This is a genomic window from Acetatifactor aquisgranensis (assembly GCF_943193215.1).
GTDB classification, from domain to species: domain Bacteria; phylum Bacillota; class Clostridia; order Lachnospirales; family Lachnospiraceae; genus Acetatifactor; species Acetatifactor aquisgranensis.
In genome coordinates this window covers 1-21,917 of record NZ_CALPDH010000036.1, presented here as the reverse complement: position 1 = coordinate 21,917, position 21,917 = coordinate 1, and the positions used below count along the sequence as shown (strand labels likewise).

The 21,917-nt window shown below is 49.4% G+C and carries 29 protein-coding genes and 1 tRNA gene; 26 read left to right on the top strand and 4 right to left on the bottom strand.

What is annotated here, in order from left to right; genetic code table 11:
• The first annotated feature begins 189 nt into the window (after window positions 1-189).
• The 7 genes from NFS35_RS23610 (at window position 190) to NFS35_RS23580 (ending at window position 4,473) form a co-directional block, all read left to right on the top strand.
• Window positions 190-855 carry a hypothetical protein gene (locus tag NFS35_RS23610; protein ID WP_251209513.1) on the top strand — a complete coding sequence of 222 codons (666 nt, stop codon included), beginning with the start codon at window positions 190-192 and terminating at the stop codon, window positions 853-855.
• A complete protein-coding gene (locus NFS35_RS23605) occupies window positions 852-2,060 on the top strand; it encodes an AI-2E family transporter (RefSeq protein WP_251209512.1) in 1,209 nt (402 codons plus the stop codon). The genes NFS35_RS23610 and NFS35_RS23605 overlap by 4 nt, the downstream gene beginning before the upstream one ends.
• A gap of 193 nt (window positions 2,061-2,253) precedes the next feature.
• Entirely contained in the window at window positions 2,254-2,628 is a 375-nt protein-coding gene (locus tag NFS35_RS23600; protein ID WP_251209511.1) for a PadR family transcriptional regulator, read from the top strand.
• Window positions 2,629-2,649: 21 nt separating this feature from the next.
• Window positions 2,650-2,982 carry a hypothetical protein gene (locus NFS35_RS23595; RefSeq protein ID WP_251209510.1) on the top strand — a complete coding sequence of 111 codons (333 nt, stop codon included), beginning with the start codon at window positions 2,650-2,652 and terminating at the stop codon, window positions 2,980-2,982.
• A 39-nt stretch (window positions 2,983-3,021) separates the two neighbouring features.
• Window positions 3,022-3,690 carry a DUF3887 domain-containing protein gene (locus tag NFS35_RS23590; protein ID WP_251209509.1) on the top strand — a complete coding sequence of 223 codons (669 nt, stop codon included), beginning with the start codon at window positions 3,022-3,024 and terminating at the stop codon, window positions 3,688-3,690.
• 15 nt (window positions 3,691-3,705) lie between these two features.
• On the top strand, window positions 3,706-4,050 hold the full coding sequence (locus tag NFS35_RS23585; protein WP_251209508.1) for a DUF3784 domain-containing protein: 345 nt from the start codon (window positions 3,706-3,708) through the stop codon (window positions 4,048-4,050).
• Window positions 4,051-4,116: 66 nt separating this feature from the next.
• Window positions 4,117-4,473: an SdpI family protein gene (locus tag NFS35_RS23580; protein WP_251209507.1), complete on the top strand. Its 357-nt coding sequence runs from the start codon at window positions 4,117-4,119 to the stop codon at window positions 4,471-4,473.
• 40 nt (window positions 4,474-4,513) lie between these two features.
• Here the strand turns inward: NFS35_RS23580 and NFS35_RS23575 are convergent, their stop codons facing one another.
• Both NFS35_RS23575 and NFS35_RS23570 read right to left on the bottom strand, forming a co-directional pair.
• Window positions 4,514-5,656, bottom strand: coding sequence for an aldo/keto reductase (locus NFS35_RS23575; protein WP_251209506.1), 1,143 nt, complete (start codon window positions 5,654-5,656; stop codon window positions 4,514-4,516).
• Between the two features lie 56 nt (window positions 5,657-5,712).
• Window positions 5,713-6,099 carry a DUF5320 domain-containing protein gene (locus NFS35_RS23570; RefSeq protein WP_251209505.1) on the bottom strand — a complete coding sequence of 129 codons (387 nt, stop codon included), beginning with the start codon at window positions 6,097-6,099 and terminating at the stop codon, window positions 5,713-5,715.
• A 222-nt stretch (window positions 6,100-6,321) separates the two neighbouring features.
• On the opposite strand from NFS35_RS23570, the gene NFS35_RS23565 reads away from it, so the two are divergent.
• The 12 genes from NFS35_RS23565 to NFS35_RS23510 all read left to right on the top strand — a co-directional run bounded on the left by NFS35_RS23565 (window position 6,322) and on the right by NFS35_RS23510 (window position 14,616).
• The gene (locus NFS35_RS23565) at window positions 6,322-7,029 is read left to right on the top strand and encodes a DUF6033 family protein (protein WP_251209504.1); all 708 of its coding nucleotides are present in this window, start codon (window positions 6,322-6,324) and stop codon (window positions 7,027-7,029) included.
• 130 nt (window positions 7,030-7,159) lie between these two features.
• Window positions 7,160-7,888 carry a peptidylprolyl isomerase gene (locus tag NFS35_RS23560; protein WP_251209503.1) on the top strand — a complete coding sequence of 243 codons (729 nt, stop codon included), beginning with the start codon at window positions 7,160-7,162 and terminating at the stop codon, window positions 7,886-7,888.
• Between the two features lie 174 nt (window positions 7,889-8,062).
• Window positions 8,063-8,578 (top strand): CarD family transcriptional regulator, encoded by a 516-nt coding sequence (locus NFS35_RS23555; RefSeq protein ID WP_251209502.1) that lies wholly within the window; start codon window positions 8,063-8,065, stop codon window positions 8,576-8,578.
• Window positions 8,579-8,685: 107 nt separating this feature from the next.
• Window positions 8,686-8,910, top strand: a complete 225-nt coding sequence (locus NFS35_RS23550; protein ID WP_251209501.1) for a hypothetical protein — start codon at window positions 8,686-8,688, stop codon at window positions 8,908-8,910.
• 174 nt (window positions 8,911-9,084) lie between these two features.
• The gene (locus NFS35_RS23545) at window positions 9,085-9,372 is read left to right on the top strand and encodes a hypothetical protein (protein ID WP_251209500.1); all 288 of its coding nucleotides are present in this window, start codon (window positions 9,085-9,087) and stop codon (window positions 9,370-9,372) included.
• Window positions 9,369-11,333, top strand: coding sequence for a threonine--tRNA ligase (thrS, locus tag NFS35_RS23540; RefSeq protein ID WP_251209499.1), 1,965 nt, complete (start codon window positions 9,369-9,371; stop codon window positions 11,331-11,333). Before NFS35_RS23545 ends, thrS begins: the two co-directional genes overlap by 4 nt.
• Window positions 11,334-11,636: 303 nt before the next feature.
• On the top strand, window positions 11,637-11,957 hold the full coding sequence (locus NFS35_RS23535) for a DUF1540 domain-containing protein (RefSeq protein ID WP_251209498.1): 321 nt from the start codon (window positions 11,637-11,639) through the stop codon (window positions 11,955-11,957).
• 266 nt (window positions 11,958-12,223) lie between these two features.
• A complete protein-coding gene (infC, locus tag NFS35_RS23530; RefSeq protein WP_251209536.1) occupies window positions 12,224-12,718 on the top strand; it encodes a translation initiation factor IF-3 in 495 nt (164 codons plus the stop codon).
• Window positions 12,719-12,808: 90 nt separating this feature from the next.
• Entirely contained in the window at window positions 12,809-13,006 is a 198-nt protein-coding gene (rpmI, locus tag NFS35_RS23525) for a 50S ribosomal protein L35 (RefSeq protein WP_251209497.1), read from the top strand.
• A gap of 47 nt (window positions 13,007-13,053) precedes the next feature.
• Complete coding sequence (gene rplT / locus NFS35_RS23520) at window positions 13,054-13,410, top strand: 50S ribosomal protein L20 (RefSeq protein WP_251209496.1); 357 nt, start codon at window positions 13,054-13,056, stop codon at window positions 13,408-13,410.
• A 75-nt stretch (window positions 13,411-13,485) separates the two neighbouring features.
• On the top strand, window positions 13,486-14,025 hold the full coding sequence (locus tag NFS35_RS23515) for a cysteine hydrolase family protein (RefSeq protein ID WP_251209495.1): 540 nt from the start codon (window positions 13,486-13,488) through the stop codon (window positions 14,023-14,025).
• Between the two features lie 15 nt (window positions 14,026-14,040).
• Window positions 14,041-14,616 carry a metallophosphoesterase family protein gene (locus NFS35_RS23510; RefSeq protein ID WP_251209494.1) on the top strand — a complete coding sequence of 192 codons (576 nt, stop codon included), beginning with the start codon at window positions 14,041-14,043 and terminating at the stop codon, window positions 14,614-14,616.
• 297 nt (window positions 14,617-14,913) lie between these two features.
• Here NFS35_RS23510 and NFS35_RS23505 read toward each other — a convergent pair.
• Window positions 14,914-14,984, bottom strand: a tRNA-Gly gene (locus NFS35_RS23505).
• A 149-nt stretch (window positions 14,985-15,133) separates the two neighbouring features.
• Between NFS35_RS23505 and NFS35_RS23500 the strand changes: the two genes are divergently transcribed.
• Entirely contained in the window at window positions 15,134-15,295 is a 162-nt protein-coding gene (locus NFS35_RS23500) for a tyrosine-protein phosphatase (protein WP_408629652.1), read from the top strand.
• 82 nt (window positions 15,296-15,377) lie between these two features.
• Here the strand turns inward: NFS35_RS23500 and NFS35_RS23495 are convergent, their stop codons facing one another.
• The gene (locus NFS35_RS23495; RefSeq protein WP_251209492.1) at window positions 15,378-16,613 is read right to left on the bottom strand and encodes an IS110 family RNA-guided transposase; all 1,236 of its coding nucleotides are present in this window, start codon (window positions 16,611-16,613) and stop codon (window positions 15,378-15,380) included.
• 255 nt (window positions 16,614-16,868) lie between these two features.
• Between NFS35_RS23495 and NFS35_RS23490 the strand changes: the two genes are divergently transcribed.
• The 6 genes from NFS35_RS23490 to NFS35_RS23465 all read left to right on the top strand — a co-directional run bounded on the left by NFS35_RS23490 (window position 16,869) and on the right by NFS35_RS23465 (window position 21,770).
• Window positions 16,869-17,138 carry a tyrosine-protein phosphatase gene (locus tag NFS35_RS23490; protein WP_251209491.1) on the top strand — a complete coding sequence of 90 codons (270 nt, stop codon included), beginning with the start codon at window positions 16,869-16,871 and terminating at the stop codon, window positions 17,136-17,138.
• Window positions 17,139-17,348: 210 nt separating this feature from the next.
• The gene (locus tag NFS35_RS23485; RefSeq protein WP_251209490.1) at window positions 17,349-18,107 is read left to right on the top strand and encodes a LytR/AlgR family response regulator transcription factor; all 759 of its coding nucleotides are present in this window, start codon (window positions 17,349-17,351) and stop codon (window positions 18,105-18,107) included.
• Between the two features lie 269 nt (window positions 18,108-18,376).
• The gene (locus NFS35_RS23480) at window positions 18,377-19,483 is read left to right on the top strand and encodes a sensor histidine kinase (RefSeq protein WP_251209489.1); all 1,107 of its coding nucleotides are present in this window, start codon (window positions 18,377-18,379) and stop codon (window positions 19,481-19,483) included.
• An 89-nt stretch (window positions 19,484-19,572) separates the two neighbouring features.
• On the top strand, window positions 19,573-20,064 hold the full coding sequence (locus tag NFS35_RS23475; RefSeq protein WP_251209488.1) for a hypothetical protein: 492 nt from the start codon (window positions 19,573-19,575) through the stop codon (window positions 20,062-20,064).
• A 235-nt stretch (window positions 20,065-20,299) separates the two neighbouring features.
• The gene (locus tag NFS35_RS23470; protein WP_251209487.1) at window positions 20,300-20,839 is read left to right on the top strand and encodes a hypothetical protein; all 540 of its coding nucleotides are present in this window, start codon (window positions 20,300-20,302) and stop codon (window positions 20,837-20,839) included.
• Between the two features lie 493 nt (window positions 20,840-21,332).
• Entirely contained in the window at window positions 21,333-21,770 is a 438-nt protein-coding gene (locus NFS35_RS23465) for a hypothetical protein (RefSeq protein ID WP_251209486.1), read from the top strand.
• Window positions 21,771-21,917 lie beyond the last annotated feature (147 nt).

Here is a 21,917-nt window from a genome sequence, read left to right as displayed (position 1 = left end):
TCGTTTCCTTTTATGTATTTACCCCACAAGCATGGATGTGATGTGTAGCTCTCATTATTGTACTCGCAATTCCGCCAAAATGCAAGCCTTTTGTGGAGTGCCGGTACAGGGGTTGGTTCGTGAAAAATATTGCGTATTTGGAGATTTTATGGCATAATCAGATAAAAACAGGAAAGAAACGGATTCATTATGGAAGAGAATCGGTATTTTCAGGACGCTCTGGCGCGGTTCACCCATGAGGCGGCCAATGGAGGAGCTATCCGCCATCTGACCGATATCGGCTACACGGTGGAGCAGATTATGGGGAGACTGGATTTCCCCGCTCCGTATGAACAGGTGCGGCAGGCAGTATGGAAACGATTGGAAGACACAGGCGTAGTGCTGCGGGAGGAGCCGGGCGCAGGGAAGCCGAAAGAGAAAGCGGCCTATGTGCGGGAGTACGATAAATACGGCAAGAGCACTTTCCGGCGGGTGGCCCAAAAGGAAGACGGCCCGACAGTCGCCTGCTGGACAGAGCAGACATATGACCAGGCGGATAGCGGTTCCACAGAGCGCTTTCTGGCTTTGCTGGATGCGAAGCTGGATGAAAACGGAGAAGAATTTTCTTATATTTCCTGCGACTTCGGGAGGATAGCAGCTCTGGAGCCTGAGCGATATGAGAAAATGCTCTGTGCGCTGGGCGGGGAGAGGGCATATGTGGCCGGACTGCCCTGGGAGAAGAGACGGTCATACCACAGACTGAATTCCCGCATGAGGAAGGTCCTGAAGCGCCTTATCCTTGCCGGGCTGTATCAGGGTGAGCTCTTTTTTATGAAAACAGGAGACAGGATAAGGATTATGGGGGAGATATCATGAATCAAGACAGGGATTACTGGAAGCTGGGAATAACGATTTTTGCCAGCCTTTCCGCTACGGTTTGCTTTTTCTTCCTGATTTTCCGTTTCGGAGAGATCAGGGCGGCGCTTGGTATCATCCGCTCCGCGCTGCAGCCGCTGTTTGTGGGAATCGCGCTGGCCTATGTGCTGTGTCCCGTTGAAAAGCGCCTGGAGCGGCTGCTCGGGCGGGCAAAAGGGCTTGGGCGGTTCGCAAGGCCCATATCAGTCCTGCTTACGATGATTGCGGCGCTGGCGATTCTGGTTCTGTTCTGCGCGCTGGTGGTGCCTCAGCTGGTGGACAGCATCAGCGGACTGGTGCGGGATTTGCCGAAGCTGCTGGAGACCCAGCTGGAGAAGCTGAACCGCTATCTGAAATCGGACAATGACGCGGCTGCGGCCGTGATGCAGATGATTGAATCCTCGGAGAACTCGCTGCTGGCCTGGATCAGGACGAACCTGTTGGCTACGGTGTCCACAGTGGCGACCAGTATCCTTTCTATGGGCTCTGCGCTGATCAACACGGTGGTGTCCGTGGTGGTGACGATTTATCTGCTGTTAGGGAGGGAGCATTATCTGGCCCAGTGCAGGAAATTGTTCCTGTCTGTCAGCAGAAATGAGCGCTTTAACCGGGCCGTCTTTGAAGCTCTGACACAGACGAATCGGATTTTCAACGGATTTATCTCCGGAAAGCTGCTGGATTCCCTGATAGTGGGCATCATCTGTTTCGTGTGCCTGAGCCTCCTGCGGATGCCATACGCCCTGCTGATCAGCGTCATCGTAGGCATGACGAACATCATTCCCATGTTCGGTCCTTTCATCGGGGCGGTCCCCAGCGCTTTCCTGCTGCTGCTGGTTTCGCCCATGAAATGCCTGATATTTTTGGTATTCATCATTATCCTGCAGCAGGTGGACGGCAATATCATCGGGCCGCGTATCCTTGGAAATTCCACAGGCCTGTCGGCGCTCTATGTGACGGTGGCCATGCTGCTGTTCGGGAAACTGATGGGTTTCTTCGGAATGATCGTGGGAGTGCCGCTGTTCGCCACGCTATACTATATCGTGAAGAGACTGGCGGAGTATTCCCTTAGAAAACAGGGCCTGCCTGCGGATACGAAAGAGTATGTACATAGGAAAAATACGGAACTTGTACAAGAGGGCGCTGCCGGAGAGGGGCGGAAAGAATAATATCTGAAAATGTCATAAGGGATACAGCTATCCGATGCTCTGGAAAGTGCGTCAGATGGCTGTATTTGTGTTCAGAAAAAAATATTGACAAAATGATATTATAGTAATATCATATATTTAGCAATACTAAGTAATTGCGGAAATCAAATTCGGAAAACTGATTCTTGCGCGGAGGTTGAAGGATGGTGGAGATTTGAAGCAGAAATATGAACAGCAGATGAAGAAAGGCGTGTTGGAGATGCTGGTGCTGCAGCTCCTCTCGGAAAAAGAGAAATATGGCTATCAGCTGATCAGCGAGCTGAAAGAGAAAAGCCAGGGCATGTTTCTCTTAAAGGAGGGTACGCTGTACCCTGTCCTCTACCGCATGGAGGATGACGGCCTGGTAGTGAGCAGATGGAGCGAGCCTAAGGGCAAGGAAGTCTCGAAAAAGTATTACCGGCTGGCAGAGGAGGGGAAAGATGCCCTGACAGGACTCAGAAATCTGTGGGAGACTTTTTCCTGCACTGTGGACAGCATTATGGAAGACGGACAGGCGGACTCGTGTAAGGAAGATGGGCCGCAAAGTTGAAATCAGGAGGTGGAAGATAAGATGAATGCAGGAACGTTATGGGGATTTGTTTTATGGATAGCAGGGGGATGCCTGCTGGTGATTTTGGGCATCAGGGCTTTTTTCGCGAAAAAGGAAGTCGGGTTCTTTAATAATGTAAGAGCGCTTCCGATGCGTGACGTAAAAGCTTATAACCGGGCGGTGGGCAGGCTGTTCATTGGATACGGCATTGTTTTCATGCTCCTGGGGCTGCCTATACTTGCGGACCGGAATAAAGGCTTGCTTATCCTTTCCATTCTGGGAGTGGCGGTAGAGACCATAGTGGCTATGGCTGTGTACATTCTGGTGATTCAGAGCAAATATGAAAAGAAATGAAGCTGCGTTTCGACAAATCAGAGAAAGGATTGGCTGGAAATGACGAAACAGGAATATGTGAAACAGGTGGGCAAAGGCTTAAGGTGCTCTTCTGTGAAAAAGAGCGAGATTCTGAAGCAGCTGGACTCCGACATCGAGATTGCGCTGGGAGAGGGAAGAGAACTGTCGAAGATTCTGGAGGAAATGGGACAGCCGGAGATTCTCGCTGAAGAATTCAATGAAAATATGGACGAGAAAGAACGGAAAAACGAAGAAAAAGTATTCCATGGGAGAAAGCGCAGGCGGATTCTGTGCATTTTCGGAGTCATATTGGCAGTGCTGGCGGCGATTGCAGGGCTTGCCTACTGGATGTTTCCGAAAGGCCGGGATATAGAGAAGAGCAAAATTTTTGATTCCGCGCAGGTTCGCTCCCTTACAGAAGAGGTCATAGAGCTGTTCAGCGCGGGAGAGTACGAGACGCTGGAGGACTATGCCTGTGAGGAACTGAAGAAAGCGCTGGAGCAGACCGGTTTCCATGCAATCAGGGACTATATCAGCCCGGATTGGGGAGAATTGCGGACTATCGGCAATATTTATATGGTAGAAATCCATGAGAGAAATAAAGTCTATGCTGCAGTCCAGGTGAGTGCCTCCTATGAAAATGTCAATGTGACATACACCCTGAGCTTCAACCGGCAGATGCAGCTTTACGGATTCTATATCAGATAGGGAAGGAGGGCGGAGATGCTTGGTTTTTACGCGTGTATCATTATGGTGCCCTGCTTCTGGCTGTTGGCGCTGTTCTTTGCCCTCGGCAGGGAAAGGGCGGCTGACTGGCTCAGCGGCTTCCACAGCCTGCCCGAGGAGGAGAGGGCGAAGTACGACAGGGCACGGATGGCCAGGGATGAAAGAAATGCCTGTCTTCTCTGGGGTGCAGTCATGCTGCTGGGCGCCCTGGGGGCAAGGTGGATAACCGGCTGGGCGGCGCTTGCCGCATATGGAGTGTGGCTGGCGCTGTTCTTCCGGGATGTGCATTGGGATATAGAGAAAGCTTTTGGGAAGTACAGGCTGCCGGACAAAGCCGGCTGACAGACAGGAGGCAGACAGGTACGGAAGTTCCGGGGACAGAAGAAACGTTAAACAGGAGGAAAATAAATGGGATTTTGGATATTCATGGTGTGTATGAACTTGTTGATACCGTTGTTGATGATTGTTTTCGGTGTAATATTCCTGCGCTGGCCGCCCGGGAAAATCAACGGCCTCTTCGGATACCGCACCGCCAGGTCCATGGCCAGCCAGGCGGCGTGGAATTTCGCCCATGCGTATATGGGGCGGCTCTGGCTGCGGGTGGGCACCGTGATGCTTGTGCTTTCCGTGCCGGCCATGTTGCCCTGTCTGGGGAAAGGCGATAGTATGGTAGGACTGTGGGGCGGCATTGTCAGCCTGGTGGAATGCATCATCATGATGCTGCCGATTATTCCCACAGAGCGGGCGCTGAAGCGGCGGTTCTGAGATATGGTTTCAGAACCGCCGCCGGGACATTGGCCGCGCGTCAGCCGAAATGCTTCCGTGTCTTCTCCATCCGTTCCGCAACCTTGACGCCGAAAGGACAGCGGCTCTCGCAGCCCTTGCAGCCGATGCAGGCGCTGGCATTTGCGGAGAGCTGGTCATAATGGGCCTTTAAGGAGGCGGGCAGCTCGTCCTGCATGAGGGCCAAATCATAAAGCTTGTTTACCATAGCGATGTCGATGCCGGCGGGACAGGGCGCACAGTGCCCGCAGTAGGTGCACTGCCCATAGTAGCTGTGACTGGGAGCCTTGGCCAGCACGCTGGCATAGTCCTTTTCCTCCATGGTGGCAGCCTCATAGGCCACGGCGGCATCCACATGCTCCGGCGTGTCGTATCCCACCATGACGCTGGCCACGGCGGGCCTGGTCAGCGCATAATGGATACACTGTACAGGTGTCAGTGCTACGCCGAAAGGAGAGCTCTCCGCGGAAAACAGCCTGCCGCCGGCATATCCTTTCATGACGGTGATGCCCACTCCATTCTGCTCGCAGAGCCGGTAGGCCTCCTCACGCTCGGGGGCGATGCCTCCAAGGCCCTCGTCATAGTCTTTCGCGAAATAGTCGTCGATGTTCTCCGTGGGAGGCAGCATGTCGAAAGCCGGGTTGACGGAGAACAGGACCATCTCGATTATGCCGCTTTCCGCCGCCAGCTTCACCACGGAAGGATTGTGGGTGCTCATGCCGATGTGGCGGATGGTTCCGGCCTCTTTCAGACCCTGGACATACTCCAGGAATTCACCAGCCATGATTTTGCGGAATTCCGCGGGCTCGTCCACGAAATGAATCATCCCCAGGTCTATGTAGTCCGTCTGCAGCCGCTCCAGGAGATCCTGGAAAGCGGGCTTTACCTGTGTCAGGTCTCTGGTGCGGACATACTGGCCGCCCTGCCAGGTGGAGCCGATGTGGCCCTGGATATACCATTTCTCCCGGCTCCCGGCAATGGCTTTCCCGATGTTCGTGCGCACATTTGGCTCGGACATCCAGCAGTCCAGAATGTTGATTCCGGCCTCCTGGCAGTGCTGGACGACCTGCTTCACCTCTTCCGCGTTATGGCGCTCCAGCCATTCTCCGCCCAGGCCGATTTCGCTGACCATCAGCCCTGTCTTACCTAATTTGCGATAATTCATGTACGGTTCCTCCTTGCGATGGGTATTGTTGTCCTTTATCCTGTGTACGAATGGTGTCACGCAATCTGTGCCAGCCGTTCCTTGACTTTCCTCAGCTCGTTTTCGAGTATATTGACGCGAATCAGAAGCAACTCCTTTTCATTTTCCACTTTCAGAGCATCATCCAGCTTTCGGCTTAAATCCAGATGTCCCTCGGCAATTATTTTGATATTGCGGTTCGTTTCATTTTCGAGAGTCAGCTCAATATTGGTCGTGCGGCGAGCTAATTCCTGAACGTCCTCCTTGATAGCCTGGACTTCTCCCTTGATAGCCTGGACTTCTCCCTTGATAGCCTGGATTTCTCCTTTCATAGCCTGGATTTCTCCTTTCATAGCCTGGATTTCTCCCTGGATAGGCTGGAGCAAGCCGGCTATCGCCTGCAGATCCTCCTGGGTCAATGCCATATCATCACCTCCTTCTTTCTTAAAATCCTGTTCATTATATGTTATCTGGTGTAAGTGTATAAAGTATATCATATCCGCGATGTGAAGTCTATTCCGTTTTACGGTAAAGTTTTCCTTATTTTTGCCGAAATAAAAGACAGACGGGGTGTCCCCCGGTAAGAGGTATGGCTGAAAGACAGGGCATCAAAGGAAGATGCGGTAAAAAGCTATGGAGGGCAGAAAATGGAAAAAATAGGAAGTTATTATCAGAGCAGTATTTATGAGAAGACCGCCCAGGCCGCAAAGGACGCGGAGCGGGCCAAAGCTGACAAAGCAAAGAAAGCGGACGCTGCCAAGGAGAATAAAAAGTCCCCTACCTTAAGCAAAGCGGCCCAGAAGCTGTTGAAAGAGCTGCAGAAGTCCTACGGCAACATGGATTTCATGGTGGCGGATTTTGAGACGGACGAGGAGGCTGCCTCCCTGCTGTCCAGGGGCACGGGCGAGTACACGGCCCTGTTCACTCCGGAAGAACTGGAGAAGATGGCTGCGGACGAGGACGTGAAGAACAAGAATCTGAAAATCCTGGACAATGCCGTATCCAAGCTGGATGAGATGAAGACGCAGCTTGGCGACAAAGCGGACGACATATCCCGCATCGGTATTTCTTTCGGCGATGACGGAGAAGTATCTTTCTTCGCAGAGCTGGAGAAGAACAGCGAAAAGCAGCGCGAGCGCATCGAGAAACAGCGCGAGGACAAGCGGACAGCGGCAAAGGATGCCGAGAAAGCAGAGGCGGCCGAGTACATGGCCCAGGGAAGAAGCGGCAAACGCACCACAGTGTTCGCCTCTACGGTAGAGGAGCTGGCGGAGAAAATCAGCCAGGTAGACTGGAGTACCGTAAAAGAGGAGCGTCAGAGTTATACTGGTCAGCGTTTTGACTATACAATATAGTCTTCCCGCAGAGGACGCAGAGAACCATTGGTGATTTTGCATAAAAAAAGTGCGATTGTGCCATCATAGGTGCATTGACATCTATGGTGGCATTGTTGTTGCGTATTTATAGAATAGAAAGGGAGAGAAAATGAAAAAGAAATTATTGAGCATTTTGATGGTAGCAGTAATCGCAGTATCCCTGGCGGCCTGCGGGGACAGCAAAGAGACGGAATCTTCGGCAGATTCTGCAGAAGAGATCGCGCAGCTGGACGAATCAGACCTTACATCATCCATTTTGCATACGACCGATACCGACGATGCAGGCGAAAGCGTACCGGAAGAAGAAAATCAGGAGAAAGACGATTCGGCGACAGATGTCGCAGGGAAACATCATGTGGAGATCACAGTGAAAGATTACGGCACCATTTCCGTGGAGCTGGACGGGGATGTGGCTCCCATCACAGTGGAGAATTTCCTGAAGCTGGCGGGAGACGGCTTCTATGACGGACTGACTTTCCACCGCATTATTTCCGGCTTCATGATACAGGGAGGGGATCCGCTGGGCAATGGCACAGGAGGCTCCGATGAGAAAATCAAGGGCGAGTTCTCCCAGAACGGTGTCGAGAACAATCTGTCCCACACCAGGGGCGCAATCTCCATGGCACGTTCCCAGATGATGGACAGTGCCAGCTCCCAGTTCTTCATCGTACATGAGGACAGCACTTACCTGGACGGACAGTATGCCTGCTTCGGCTATGTGACGGAGGGCATCGAGGTGGTGGATGCCATCTGTGAGGATACGCCGGTGACTGACAATAATGGCACAGTGGAAAAGGCCAATCAGCCTGTTATTGAAAGTGTAAAAGTTATCGATTGACAAAATATGTTTTAATTTTTGTACAAAATACTACGATTACGCCATGCGCATATTTCACAAAAATCGCCCTCATTAATGAAAAATGCTGACAAATTGCGTTTAAACCTGTTATAATATGGTTATAACATATAGCGGAGGTTGATATTTGCAGATTTGCAGAAAGTGAGGTTTCAGGTGTTTCAGATAGGAGATTATGTGATATGCAGCAATAAGGGCGTCTGTGTGGTGGAAAATATCACGGCCCTGAATATTTCAGGCGTGGATAAGGAGAAACAATACTATATCCTGAAACCTTTGTATTCAGCGGGAAGCACAGTATATGTGCCGGTGGATTCCCAAAAGGAACCCTTGATGCGCAAAGTGCTGGAGCGGACAGAGGCGGAACGGTTGATTGGGACGATTCCGGAGATTCAGCTGCTGACCATCATCAATGAAAAGATGACGGAGCAGATATACAAGGAATGCATGAAGTCCAATGACTGCGAGGAGCTGGTGAAGCTTATCAAGACCATAAATCTGCGGAAACAGAAGCGGATTCAGGCTGGCAGGAAAATGACCGCTCTGGATGCGAAGTATCTTCATCTGGCGGAGGAGAATCTCTACGGAGAGCTGGCGGTGGCGCTGGACATGAGCCGGGAAGAGGTAAACGACTGCATCATGACGGCCATCAATGGCACAAAGGCAACCTGAGCCGGATTCGGAGATATTTCCGAAAAAAAGTACTTTACTTTCCGGCGGAAAGGTATTATGATAGGGAAGTAGAGCACTCCAGAAAAAGCGTTGAAGAGAAGAGTAGGATGTGGAACGTTCCCAGAGAGGACCGCCCGGGAGACCGGTGCTGTGAGCGGTTCGGCGTAAGGCTTCTGAAGACCATCTCGGAGCGGCCCTTAATCGGGCACGGAAGCCTCCGTTACAGGCTTAAGAAAGTGGCAGCTTTGCTTGTGGCTGCAACAAGGGTGGAACCGCGTTTTACGGATTCCCATGGTGGAATGGCAGACAGAAACGTCCCTTGCAATTTTTGATTGCAGGGGACGTTTTTCTATGCACGGGTCTGTGCACAGAGCTGCGCGAAAAGGCCGGGGCGCTTGGAAGACACCGCCGGAGCGGCGCGCAGGGCTCACTCTGGGCAGCGGGGACATCCCCGGCTGAATTCGGTATGTGCAAATGGAAAAATTCGGAAAAGGAGATGACAGAAAATGCAAGAGTTCAAAGAGAACTGCAGGAAGCTGAAAGAGACCTGTTTCGATGGGGAGGTGACCGTGACAAAGACGATGCTCTGGATGACAGGGGCCATATGCCTGCTGGCCGGAATCATTCACGGCCTGCGGATGGCACCCCTGCCCCACGGTGTCATAATCGGCTGCGGCAATGGGGACGGCAGTGGCTGCGAAGCCGGCACCGGGAAGCTGGAGCAGGGCAGGGAAAAGAAGGAATGCGGATGCAGGAGAGCCTGCAGGAACAGAAAGGAGAGAGGACACAGATGAAAATCGTATTGAAGGACGGCTCCGTCAAGGAGTATGAAAACGCTCTCAGCGTATACGACATTGCCCTGGACATCAGCGAAGGGCTGGCAAGGGCTGCCTGCTGCGGCAAGGTGGACGGGAAAGTAGTGGATCTGAGGACAGTCATCGACTGTGACTGTGAGCTGAGCATCTGCACGGCAAACGATGAGGAGGGTCTGGCGACCATCCGCCATACGGCCTCCCATGTGCTGGCAGAGGCGGTGAAGAACCTGTTCCCCCAGGTGAAGCTGGCCATCGGCCCCAGCATCGACACGGGATTCTATTATGATTTCGACCATGAGCCTTTTTCCAGGGAGGATCTGGACGCCCTTGAGGCGGAGATGAAGAAAATCATCAAAAACGGCGCGAAATTGGAGCGCTTCACCCTGCCCAGGGCGGAAGCGGTGAAGTTCATGGAGGATCGCGGCGAGCCCTATAAGGTAGAGCTGATACAGGATCTGCCGGAAGATGCGGAGATTTCTTTCTACCGTCAGGGCGATTTCGTGGATTTGTGCGCGGGGCCTCATCTGATGAGTACCAAAGGAGTCAAGGCATTCAAGCTGATTTCTTCCTCCATGGCTTACTGGAGAGGTGATTCCGACAAGGCCAGACTCCAGCGCATCTACGGTACCGCTTATAACAAAAAGGAAGAACTCGCGGCCCATCTGGAGCGCATGGAGGATGCCAAGCGCCGGGACCACAACAGGCTGGGCCGTGAGATGGAACTGTTCACCACGGTGGATGTAATCGGTCAGGGACTGCCGCTCTTGACGCCCAAGGGGACCAAGATGGTCATGAAGCTCCAGCGCTGGATCGAGGATCTGGAGGACAAGGAGTGGGGCTATGTCCGTACCAAGACGCCGCTGATGGCAAAGAGCGACCTGTATAAGATTTCAGGCCACTGGGATCATTACAAAGAGGGCATGTTCGTGCTGGGGGACGAAGAGAAAGACAAGGAAGTCTTCGCCCTGCGCCCCATGACCTGCCCGTTCCAGTACTATGTGTTCAAGAACAGCCAGAAATCCTATCGCGATCTGCCCTGCCGCTACGGCGAGACTTCCACGCTGTTCCGCAACGAGGATTCCGGGGAGATGCACGGGCTTACCAGGGTACGGCAGTTCACCATCTCCGAGGGACACCTGATTGTCAGGCCGGACCAGATGGTGGAGGAGTTCAAGGGCTGTATCGCCCTGGCCCAGTACTGCCTGCAGACCCTGGGGCTGGAGGAGGACGTGACATATCATCTGTCCAAATGGGACCCGGAGAACCGTGAGAAATATATCGGTGCGCCGGAAGTATGGGAGGAGACGGAGGGCTCTATCAGGCGCGTGCTCGGGGAACTGGGGATTCCTTTTGTGGAAGATGTGGGCGAGGCCGCTTTCTACGGGCCGAAAGTGGACATCAACGCCAGGAACGTGTACGGCAAAGAGGATACCATGATCACCATCCAGTGGGACGCCCTGCTGGCGGAGCAGTTCGACATGTACTATATCGACGAGAACGGCGACAAGGTCCGTCCTTATATCATCCACAGGACTTCCATCGGCTGCTATGAGCGGACGCTGGCCTGGCTCATTGAGAAATACGCAGGAAAGTTCCCGACCTGGCTGTGCCCGGAGCAGGTGCGCGTGCTGCCTATCTCCGAAAAGTACGAGGCTTATGCCGGAAAAGTGCTGAAGGAGCTGAAAGATAAGGATATCGACGCCACAGTGGACAACCGCTCCGAGAAGATAGGCTTCAAGATTCGCGAGGCCAGGCTGGACAGAGTGCCATACATGCTGGTGGTAGGTCAGCAGGAGGAAGAGGAGGGACTAGTGTCCGTCAGGAGCCGGTTCGCCGGGGACGAAGGACAGAAACCCCTTGCCGCGTTCCTTGACCAGATCTGTGAAGAAATCCGCACCAAGGAGATCCGCAAAGAAGAGGTGCAGGAGAGCGCAAAGTGATTTATACTGCATAACGCTGAATACTGCCTAATGCAATCATGCGATTGAACCAGTCAGCGTTATGCAGTCTGGTTTCACGGCAAGTGAAATCGTTAAGCAGTATAAATCATCAATTATCTTTTCACTGACATCAGAATAGGACGGAAAGAATGGGGCATACTGATTCTGACAGGACTAGGTGCCGCATCCGGCCGGAACCGGAGCGGACGAAAGTCCTGTCCGGATTCGCCGCCTCTGCGCTGCTTGCCGCGAATCCGAAGATGGATTTCATTAAACGGGACAGCAGCGCAGAAGGAGGCTTATATGGCGGATTTGAAATGCGCGGTGGAAAACTGCGGCTACAACGAGGAGCATCTGTGCTGTAAGGGAGATATCTGCGTGGGCGGTACAAAAGCCTGCGACTGTGAAGAGACCTGCTGCGAGAGTTTTACCAAAAGGCGGGAGGGGATGGATTCTTTCAAAAGCTCTGTGGTGCATCCCAGCAAAACCATCAGCATTGACTGCGAAGCGGTGAAATGTGTCTACAATTCCAACTATAAATGTCATGCGGACCATGTGGATATCAAGGGCTGCGGTGCCTGCGACTGCAAAGAGACGGCCTGCGCCACGTTTACGGAGAAATAATCTGGATTCAAAAAACAAAAAAATCAAAATTTGATATTGACAACAAATGAAATCTATGGTAATGTAAGAAAGTGTGAAGAACACGATGTGCTGAAACACATGACCAAGCAGAGTATCCGCTCTCACCTTACGGCAATCGAGCCAGTAAGCGTTCACGACATAGATTTCATACACAGGCAGGAAGCTGCTCTGTGTTCGGTGAGTGAAAGTGGATAGTCATGCTATCCACTTTTCTTATGGGGAGGTATAAGACCATTAGCGATTTAATGATTAACGAACAGATTCGGGACAAGGAGATTCGTCTGATTGGGGAGGACGGTGCGCAGCTGGGCATCATGCCCGCCAGAGAGGCAATGAGAATGGCTGAGGAGGCGGGTTTGGATCTGGTGAAGATTGCCCCCACCGCGAAGCCCCCGGTGTGCAAGATCGTCGATTACGGCAAGTACAAGTATGAGATGGTCAGAAAGGAAAAAGAGGCAAAGAAGAAGCAGCGGACCATTGAAATCAAGGAAATCCGCCTGTCCCCCAACATTGACACCAACGATTTGAACACCAAGGTCAATGCCGCCAGGAAATTCTTGAGCAAGGGCGACAAGGTGAAAGTGACGCTGCGGTTCCGCGGTCGTGAGATGGCCCATATGAACACCAGCAAGCACATATTGGATGATTTTGCCCAGAGCGTGGCCGATATCGCGGTGATTGAAAAGGCACCGAAAGTAGAGGGCCGGAGCATGACGATGTTTTTATCCGAAAAACGTTAGGATGAGTGAGTTAATATATAAACGGCGTTTGCTGTAAAGGATTTTATCGCCGAGTATATATAGATTATTAAAATTTAGGAGGAAATTGCTATGCCCAAAATGAAGACAAACAGATCTGCTGCAAAGCGTTTTAAAGTGACAGGAACGGGTAAGCTGAAAAGAAATAAGGCTTACAAGAGCCATATCTTGACCAAGAAGTCTCGGAAAACCAAACGTAATCTGAGGAAACCTGCCATAACGGACAAGACGAACGAGAAGAATATGAAGAAGATTCTGCCCTACTTGTAAGGCGGACAAGATGTGCGGTTTAAATTAGAATCAGGAGGAGATTAAGAATGGCAAGAATTAAAGGTGGCTTGAACGCCAAGAAAAAACATAAAAGAGTATTGAAGCTTGCGAAAGGTTACAGGGGAGCAAGGAGCAAACAGTACAGAATAGCGAAGCAGTCTGTCATGAGAGCTCTTGCCAACGCTTATGCGGGCAGAAAAGAGAGAAAGCGTCAGTTCAGACAGCTGTGGATTGCCCGTATCAACGCCGCGGCAAGGATGAACGGCCTGTCCTACAGCAGATTCATGTACGGACTGAAGCTGGCTGAGGTGGAAATCAACAGAAAGATGCTGGCAGAGATGGCAGTGAATGATGCCGAGGGCTTCAAGACACTGGCTGAGCTTGCAAAGAGTAAACTGGCATAAGTTTAGGCGAATGCAATCCCCCGGGAACGGATATCTGTCCCGGGGTTTTTCGTAAAGATAAGGAGATGGGGTTTTATGGAGAAGATTCTGATTGTGGTAGATATGCAGAAAGATTTCGTGGACGGAGCGCTGGGGACGAAAGAGGCCCAGGGAATCGTGGACAATGTGGCGGCAAAGATTGAGGGATTCGAGGGCAGGATATTCGCCACTCTGGACACGCATCATGCGGATTATCTGGAGACATCGGAGGGTAAAAAGCTGCCTGTGCCCCATTGCGTCAAGGACAGCGACGGCTGGCTCTTGAACGAAAAAATTCTGTACGCCCTGTCGGAGAAAAATTACCGTACTATCGAAAAAGGGACATTCGGCTCCACGAAGCTGGTAGAGGAAATCGCCAAGGCGGCTGCTGAAGGAGAGATAGAGCTGGAACTGGTGGGGCTGTGCACGGATATCTGCGTAGTGTCCAACGCGCTGCTGCTGAAAGCCCACTTTCCTGAGATGAAGATTGCCGTGGATGCCTCCTGCTGCGCCGGTGTGACGCCGAAGACTCACGAGGCGGCTCTGGAGACCATGGGGATGTGCCAGATTGATATCCTAGGGGCGCAGGCTGGCTGAAAGGAGAGAGATTCCATGGCATATTTCTTTATTGCGGACACACATTTCGGCCACGAAGCGGCGCTGGCTTTCGACAACAGGCCTTTTAAGACCATAGAGGAACATGACGAGGCTTTGATAGAGAACTGGAACAATGCGGCAGGCCCAGATGACGAGATATTTGTCCTGGGGGACATCAGTTGGTATAACGCTACTAAAACCAATGAAATCGTCAGGGCGCTGAACGGAAAAAAACATCTGATTGTCGGGAATCACGATAGGAATCTGTTGAAAAACCGGGAATTCCAGTCTCTTTTCATGGAGATAACAGATTATAAGGAACTGCTTTTTCCTGACAAAAAGGGAGTCGTGCTCAGCCATTACCCTATTCCCTGCTTCAATCATCATTACTACGGCTGGTATCACTTGTATGGGCATGTGCATATCAGCTTTGAGTGGAATATGATGAAGCGCGTGAAATACGAGATGGAGATGCTATACGATAAGCCCTGCGAAATGTTCAACTGCGGCGCCATGATAGATTACATGGAGTATACGCCCAGGACATTGGAGGAGATTCTTGAGAGGCAGAAAGACAGTGAAATCAAATGATAGCTCCCCGGGCTCAACAAAGCGATATCGCTCAGCACTTTGCTGATTGAATAAAGGCTTTACGCCTGTTTTAGTCCAAATCCATACGAGCTAGCAGCGGCTGGGCTGACAATACCTTTAAACCCGCATCCACATACCTGTGAGTGGGCCGACAGGCAATACCAAAAGCCACGGGAACAGGCGGAGCATAGATGAGAAAAGCCAGATTATAAGCAGTATACCTGAGTTTCAGGCAAAATAAAAACCAATCAAATACAATTTGATTGGTTTTTTGATAAATCTTAGAACTTTCCTGAAAGCAGGATACGGGAATCGAACCCGCCTCCTCAGCTTGGGAAGCTGATATACTACCAATGTACTAATCCTGCGAACAAAATTATTATAACACAGGTAGGAGCATTTTGCCAACTGTTTTTTTTCATTTTTTAAATTTTTTTTGTGAAAAATCTTGAGAAGATATAACAATGGATGCAAAATTTATAGAACTGGGCAGGATGGAAACATTGAATACGGCTTTATGGGGTATGGGAATGGTAGCAATTCTTATTATGAAAATGATGAAGCCATATTTCAAATTTTTCATACAATGGCTGATTCAGAAGGTGGCACACTTTTTCATTGCCAGGAGGGGAAAGACAGAACAGGAGTAATTTCAGCGCTGCTGCTTTTATTACTATGAAACACAACCTTCCGGGTAGCCAAAAAAGCGCAGACTGCCCCCTCAAACTCAAAAAAGCTGATTTTAAACTTAACTGACAGGTTTATGCGGCAACTACTGGAGCTTCCCAACCAAGCGCTTTTAACTTTTTAAGGTATGCATTGATCTTGCGTTCCTCGTTGAACTGGTTGTAATAATCAGCTCCCAGATCCTTGAAAACAACACCATCCTTGAGGATGTGGTATATCGCAATGAGCATGGAATGGGCAACGGCCACACAGGCACGCCTTGTCCCTCGGTGGGCACTTATCCGCATAAACTGAGCATGGAAGTAAGACTTCTTGTTTTTTACAGCTGCATGCGCACAGGTGATCAATGTTGTCCGTAGTAGAGAGTTCCCTTTTCTGGTCTTTCCAGATTTTCTCTTTTTGGCGCTTTCATTGTCTCCAGGACACAACCCTGCCCAGGATGAAATGTGTTTATCCGTTGGAAAACGCTCCATATCCGTACCAATGACAGAAATGATGGCCTGGGCACTGGTATTGCCTATGCCAGTCACGTCCTGGATTGCCTGGGAAGCTTGCTTTTCCTCCGGTTTCATGAAGTTGTCAATCTCATCATCCAGATTTCTGATGTGAATATTCAGTTCGTCCAAATGGATGAGAAGTTCCTTCATCATCCGGCGCTGGAGAGATGACATGGCACCATTGAGATCATCAATGATCTGCTCCCTGGTGGCTTTGAGATTATGGGCAATGACCTTCTGATTATACATCTCATCGTATTTTGCCTCATCGATGGGCTCCCCGGTAAGGAGATACTCCAGGATGCTGCGGGCGCTTTTGCCATTGATGTCAGATACGGTCCCGGACAACTTGATGTTGGCTCCTTCCAGCATCTTCTGGAGCCTGTTCAATTCTCTGGTACGTTCACCTACAAGGCTTTTGCGATAACGGACTAATTCCCTCAGTTCCCGCTGGTCTTTGTCGGGAATGTAACTGGGCTGGAGCAGACCGTGCTGTAAAAGGTCAGCGATCCATTCCGCATCTTTTACGTCTGTTTTTCGACCTGGAACAGCTTTCATATGGCGGGCATTGACCACCATGGCATTCAAGTCAGAAGATTCAAGGATGTTGTACAGAGGCTTCCAATAAGAGGCTGTACTCTCCATAGCGACCATTTCACAGCCGCCTTCTTTGAGCCAGTCAGCCAATGAGAGGAGTTCTCTGGTTGTTGCGCCAAACTCACGCACGTCCTGCTTTTTGCCGCATCGGAAGCAGGCAACGATAAGTTTTTTGTGAACATCAATACCACAACAATTGTCGTAAATTCTATCCATACTGGCACCTCCTGGTGGAATTTACGGCACGGTACTCTGTCTCTTATCATTTTACTATACGTCCTTTGGCCGTGAACCGGGGTTCTTAAATGGCTGGACAGGTGGTGGTGCAAATGAGAGTACCTGAAATCAGTTTAGGAAACGGGCTTCCAGCCCAAAATAAACACGATTTTTGCCGTTGCCATAAGTATAAATAACGGCACAAACAAAATCAAGAACCTATCGTCTGCACAGTTTCATTTATGGTGGTGCCAAGTGTGCGGGCATGGAGGTTTAGGAAATGTTGCGGACATAGACATTATTGCAGATTATGAAGTATCAAATGCCTATCTGTATCAAATGTCTCAAATAGCAAAAAATGTTCCGGGAGGCATTCCTGATTTTCTATTATACATTAAATCTGAGTATATGGATGCTGTTTTGTCATTTCTGCGAGAAAAATATGGAACAATAGAAGACTATTTATTAAAGAAAGGTATCTCAAAAACAGAGATTGAAATGTTAAAGAAAAAATTGTTAGAGTAGATGGTGTTTTTTGATGATTAAAGACCGCCGCTATGGCAAACCGCCATATGCGGCGGTCTGCGTATTGGAAAGGGGAATCAGAGGTAATATGCTTACACGGCGGTTTGCGTTTGTGCCGCCTTATATCGGACGAATGGCGAAAAATATATTTGAAACGGTTATTACACGAAAAAGCCCGTTCATATCATTAACAAAACTTTATGCCCGTTTTTGTCGATATATACGATATACCCATATAAGGCAGGTGATGAAATGCTCTCAATAGCGGTTTGTGATGATGAAGTCATAGAATGCTGCAATATGGCAAAGAGAATTAAAGAAATTATGGAAGAAATGAAAATACCATGCATCATCCGCCAGTTCCGAAGCGGCGGGGAACTGCTGCAGGCACTGGAAAGTTTTGACATTGTTTTCCTTGATATCATTATGCAGGATTTGGATGGGATGAAAACAGCACAGGCTTTTCGTAAAAAGGCATCTGATAAGATACTCATTTTTATATCTTCCAGCAGGGAGTATGTGTTTGAAGCGTATGACGTGGAGGCTTTCCAATATCTGTTGAAGCCTGTGGATGACAGGAAACTAAAAAATGTACTGCAAAAAGCCATCGTTAAAACACAAAGCCGTTCACAGGAATTTATCATAGTAAGCAGGGAAAGGCAGAAAAAGAAGTTATTCCTTGATGATATATATTATTTCGAGATAAAAGGAAGAATAGTCGATGCCCATGGACCGGAAGGAATTTTTACTTATTATGAACAGATAGGGGAACTGGAGAACAAAATACGGGATAAAGGTTTTTTCAGATGCCACAAAAGCTATCTTATAAATCTGAAATATGTTGACGGGTATAGCAGGAAGGAAGTGGTTCTGGAAAACGGGGAAAAAATCGTGATTGCAAAGAGAAGGTATGACGAGTTTGTTCAGGAGATGCTTAAGGTCATGCGGAAAAATGGAGGTATACTATGAAACAACTCTCAGACTATGCTGATATTTTAATTGTAGCGCCATTCTGTTTGGGGTGTCTGTGGGCGGCGGACAAGTTTTGCATGAAATTTTTAGGAACTTCCAAAAGGAGGGCGCGGTTGTTTGTAATCATTTCCTTTTGCAGCCTGCTGTTAAGGAATATTTTGGGTCGGCGGTATCCTGACCTGTATAGCTTCTTCGCAGTGTCGGGTTCTATATTCTTTGTGGGATTGGTGATACTGTTTTTTCGGTCAGATAGGGAAAAAAGGATTTTGGCGGCCTCTATTCTGATAGTGGTTATAAAGCTGGTATCAGAGTTCTGCGCTTCTCTTTTAGACTGTCTGGTGCTGTTTTTCCTACATACGGTAAAAAAGATTCCGGAACCGCTTTTTGGAGGTTGGAAAGGAGGACTGGTCAGCGGTATTGGCTATTGCTTTGCCATATTTGCGATATATTTGATGTCCAAACGTCTTGAGCCTGTTTTTTGCGGCAAGCCGGGAAAGTGGTATGCCATATTGGCTGTTCCTTTGCTTGTGATCGTTACAGTGTATGATGTGGCAAGCCTGGGTGCGAGCAATGGAATTATGGTCAGAAGCGGGGGCGGCATGGGGGTGTATTACGACCAGATTTTCAGCCATTCTGAATTTTTGGTTTTGGCTTTCCTTTCTATGGCAGCGGCAGGGTTTTATGTGTTTGGAATGAACCGGATTTATCTGGAGCAGGAAAAGAGCAGCCAGTACCATTCGCAGATTTCGGTTTACAAAATGCTGACGGAGCAGTACAGACAGTCGGAACGGTTACGGCATGACATGAAAAATCATATTATTGCTCTGACGGCGCTGTCACGGAATAAAGAATGGGAGAAGATAGAGGACTACTTAAAAAATATGGAGGGTGTTATTCTGGATGCAGGGGGAGATTTGACAGGGAATAAGGCGGTGGACGCTCTCCTGTACCTGAAGCGGAAACAGGCGGAAGGGGAGGACATCAAATGGGAATGTGATATGCAGATGCCAAAGGGATGCTGCATCAATGAATTTGACTTATGTGTCCTAATGGGCAATATACTGGATAATGCTTTGGAAGCGTGTGGAAGGATGCAGAAAGATGAAAGCCGCTTTATCAATATTCAGGCGAGGACTGTAAAGAAATGTTTTCTGATCGAAGTAAAAAACAGTATGGACAGGACGGAAAAGCTTACAGAAGGCTTTACGAATAAAGACGATTCACAGGAACACGGTATCGGCCTGCTGAATGTTGGCGATGTGGTGAATAGATATAACGGGGCAGTGCATAAAGAAGCCGGAAAAGGTATTTTCGTGATATCTATTTTAATGCCGTTTTCGGATACCGCACATGACACCAAAACGGCTGTTTGAAACATAAACCTAATATCGTATATCCACGCCACCGAAAAAATAAATGAGGGTTTATATGCTCTTAAAAACGATGATTGGGAGGCGGTTTTATGAATACAAAGACGATGGAAGGTCTTGTAGGAGCAAGGACGAATATGAATCTGATGAATACCCCTATGCGTGTTTTCAAGGAAGCAAGGCGTAAAGGCGATACAGCAACAATGGAGCGCGCAATGGGGTATGCTGATGAATTTTCCGGTAAGGCGGAGGATTATAAGGCGGAAGCTGACAAAGGAATGGAAGAAGACGCAAGGGAGGCAAGGGAAAAAGCAAAGTTGCAGCGTGAAGAGGCTATCCAGAAGCGCAGGGAAGAACGTGAAAAGCTGGAAGATAGGATAGAGGGAAACAGGAATGCTGACACCAATACAGATACCGTGGAGATCAGTGAAGAAGGAAAGGTATTGTTGAAGGATAATGTAGATTCTGGCAGCATAGGCTCCGATGAAATAAAGATGGATGCCGTAAAGGAGCCTGTAACCTATACAAAAACAGGAGAGACGGTTTCTGCGGAACATGAGGCAAGCATTTCAGTTTCTGTTTAAAATGGATATATCACCGAAACAATTTGACATACTTTCTCTGTAGCAGTAAGATGGAACTTATATTCTTTACATCTTATTCCGCAGAGGCGCATAGTGCTTTGCCTCTGCGGTCTGCCCGGAGGTGAGGGGGAGGGTATTTATAAGGCAATGAACCGCTCGGACTTATTACAAGGGAGCGGGCGTGGTTCTGACCGACAGAGGAGCCGTGATAATAAATAATGGAGGATATTTGGAGATGAGTGTAAATGGAATAGGTACAGCGGGATATCCGGCATGGCAGGGAGCAAGAAAAACACAGCAGAATACGACAGGAAAGAATTTTGCAGAACAGGTAAACAATGCGGCGGTTAAGAAAGGCCATACTGTTTATCTGAAAACAGATGATATGCTGTATTCCGGCAGCAATGGGACAGGGCTGTCCTTCTATATCAAATATGCAGAAGGCTCAACAGAAGATGACCCGACTGTGATTGCAAAAGGTGTTGATGAGAATGGGGATGAATTCGAGCAGACCATATATATCAACAAAATAAATCCCCGGAATGCTTCATTAGTGGAAATGACTGCATTGGAATCCTATATGGGTGTAGACAAGAACGGAGGGCTTACATCACTTCCACCGGGAACGGGTATGATGGGATTGAACGACAGGACAAATTTCATGGATATGTTCCAGAAACAGATTAGTGATATGAAGCTGTTGAGCCAGAAAAAAGCGGCGGCATATTACCAGTACAGTATGCAGGCGTATTGGGATTTCATGAACAGAAAATAGATTCTATCGGCTGTATATCCCCGATAAGCCACAGCCCAACAAGGCAGGTATCCCCGGCGTTCCGGCGGATTGGGGAATCAGGGGAGCAGGAGTGGCTTTGAGTGGAAGGGGAACCGCAGATAGGAAAATGAATTGTGAGGTGTACTCATGGGAATTTCGGCTTTAAGTGCAGTAAATTCTGCAAATACGAAACACAGTATGCCATTGAGCGGCAGGGGGCCTGACTGGTCAATCATTCCAAGTTCCGGGAAAAGCAGTAAATCAAAGGCTGAGTTTACTGACGAGATCAAGGAGCTGGCACGGAAGGCGGCGAATACTGCAGGCAGGGCAGAACTGGAATATATCCATAGGCGGAGGACGATTTGTCAGTCTATATCCTCCGACACCATGTCTGTGCGGAATCCTTTGAAGACAGCCTGACGCAGAGAGTTTTTTGTGTTTGGCATGTATTCCACAGTGCATACTCTGTCCGGATTAGCTGTGTGCAGAGTATATGTCTGATGTGTCGCCCGACAGGAAGGCGCTTTACCGGCAGGCTGAAAATGCGCTGAAGCGGCAGGGCGGCAATCCGAAATGCCATGGAAGCGGGGAGCTGACGCTGCTTGACTTTCTGGAGGCGGCGGACGGGAGGACGGAGAGCCTTGCCGAAAAGAAGTTCGCCCTGGCAGGGGGCGGGACGCTGACCTGCCCCATCCTGACAAGCGGGGGATACGGTGCGGACATTTACTGCCAGGGCACAAAGGTATTGACGTATCTCGGTTCGGGATACGGGTGGGCTTGCGAGAGGACTCCGGCTGAACGGGAAAAAGAAAGGGAATTTTACGGAATCTACTTTAATGAGTACCGTTCCCTAAAGAACGGCAAAGGGGAGGAACTGGAAGCACTGCCGGATTATCTGGAGGAGAAGCCGTCTTTTGACAGGAAAGCATAAATAAGGGCATTCAGGCAGGCATCCCGGCTTTCCGGCAGATTGGGGAATGGGGAGCAGGAGATTATATCAAAATGGAGCTTCCTGTATAATACAAACATAGGGAATTCCAAGAAAGGTGGTTGATAAAAAGATACCTCAGAGTAAAAT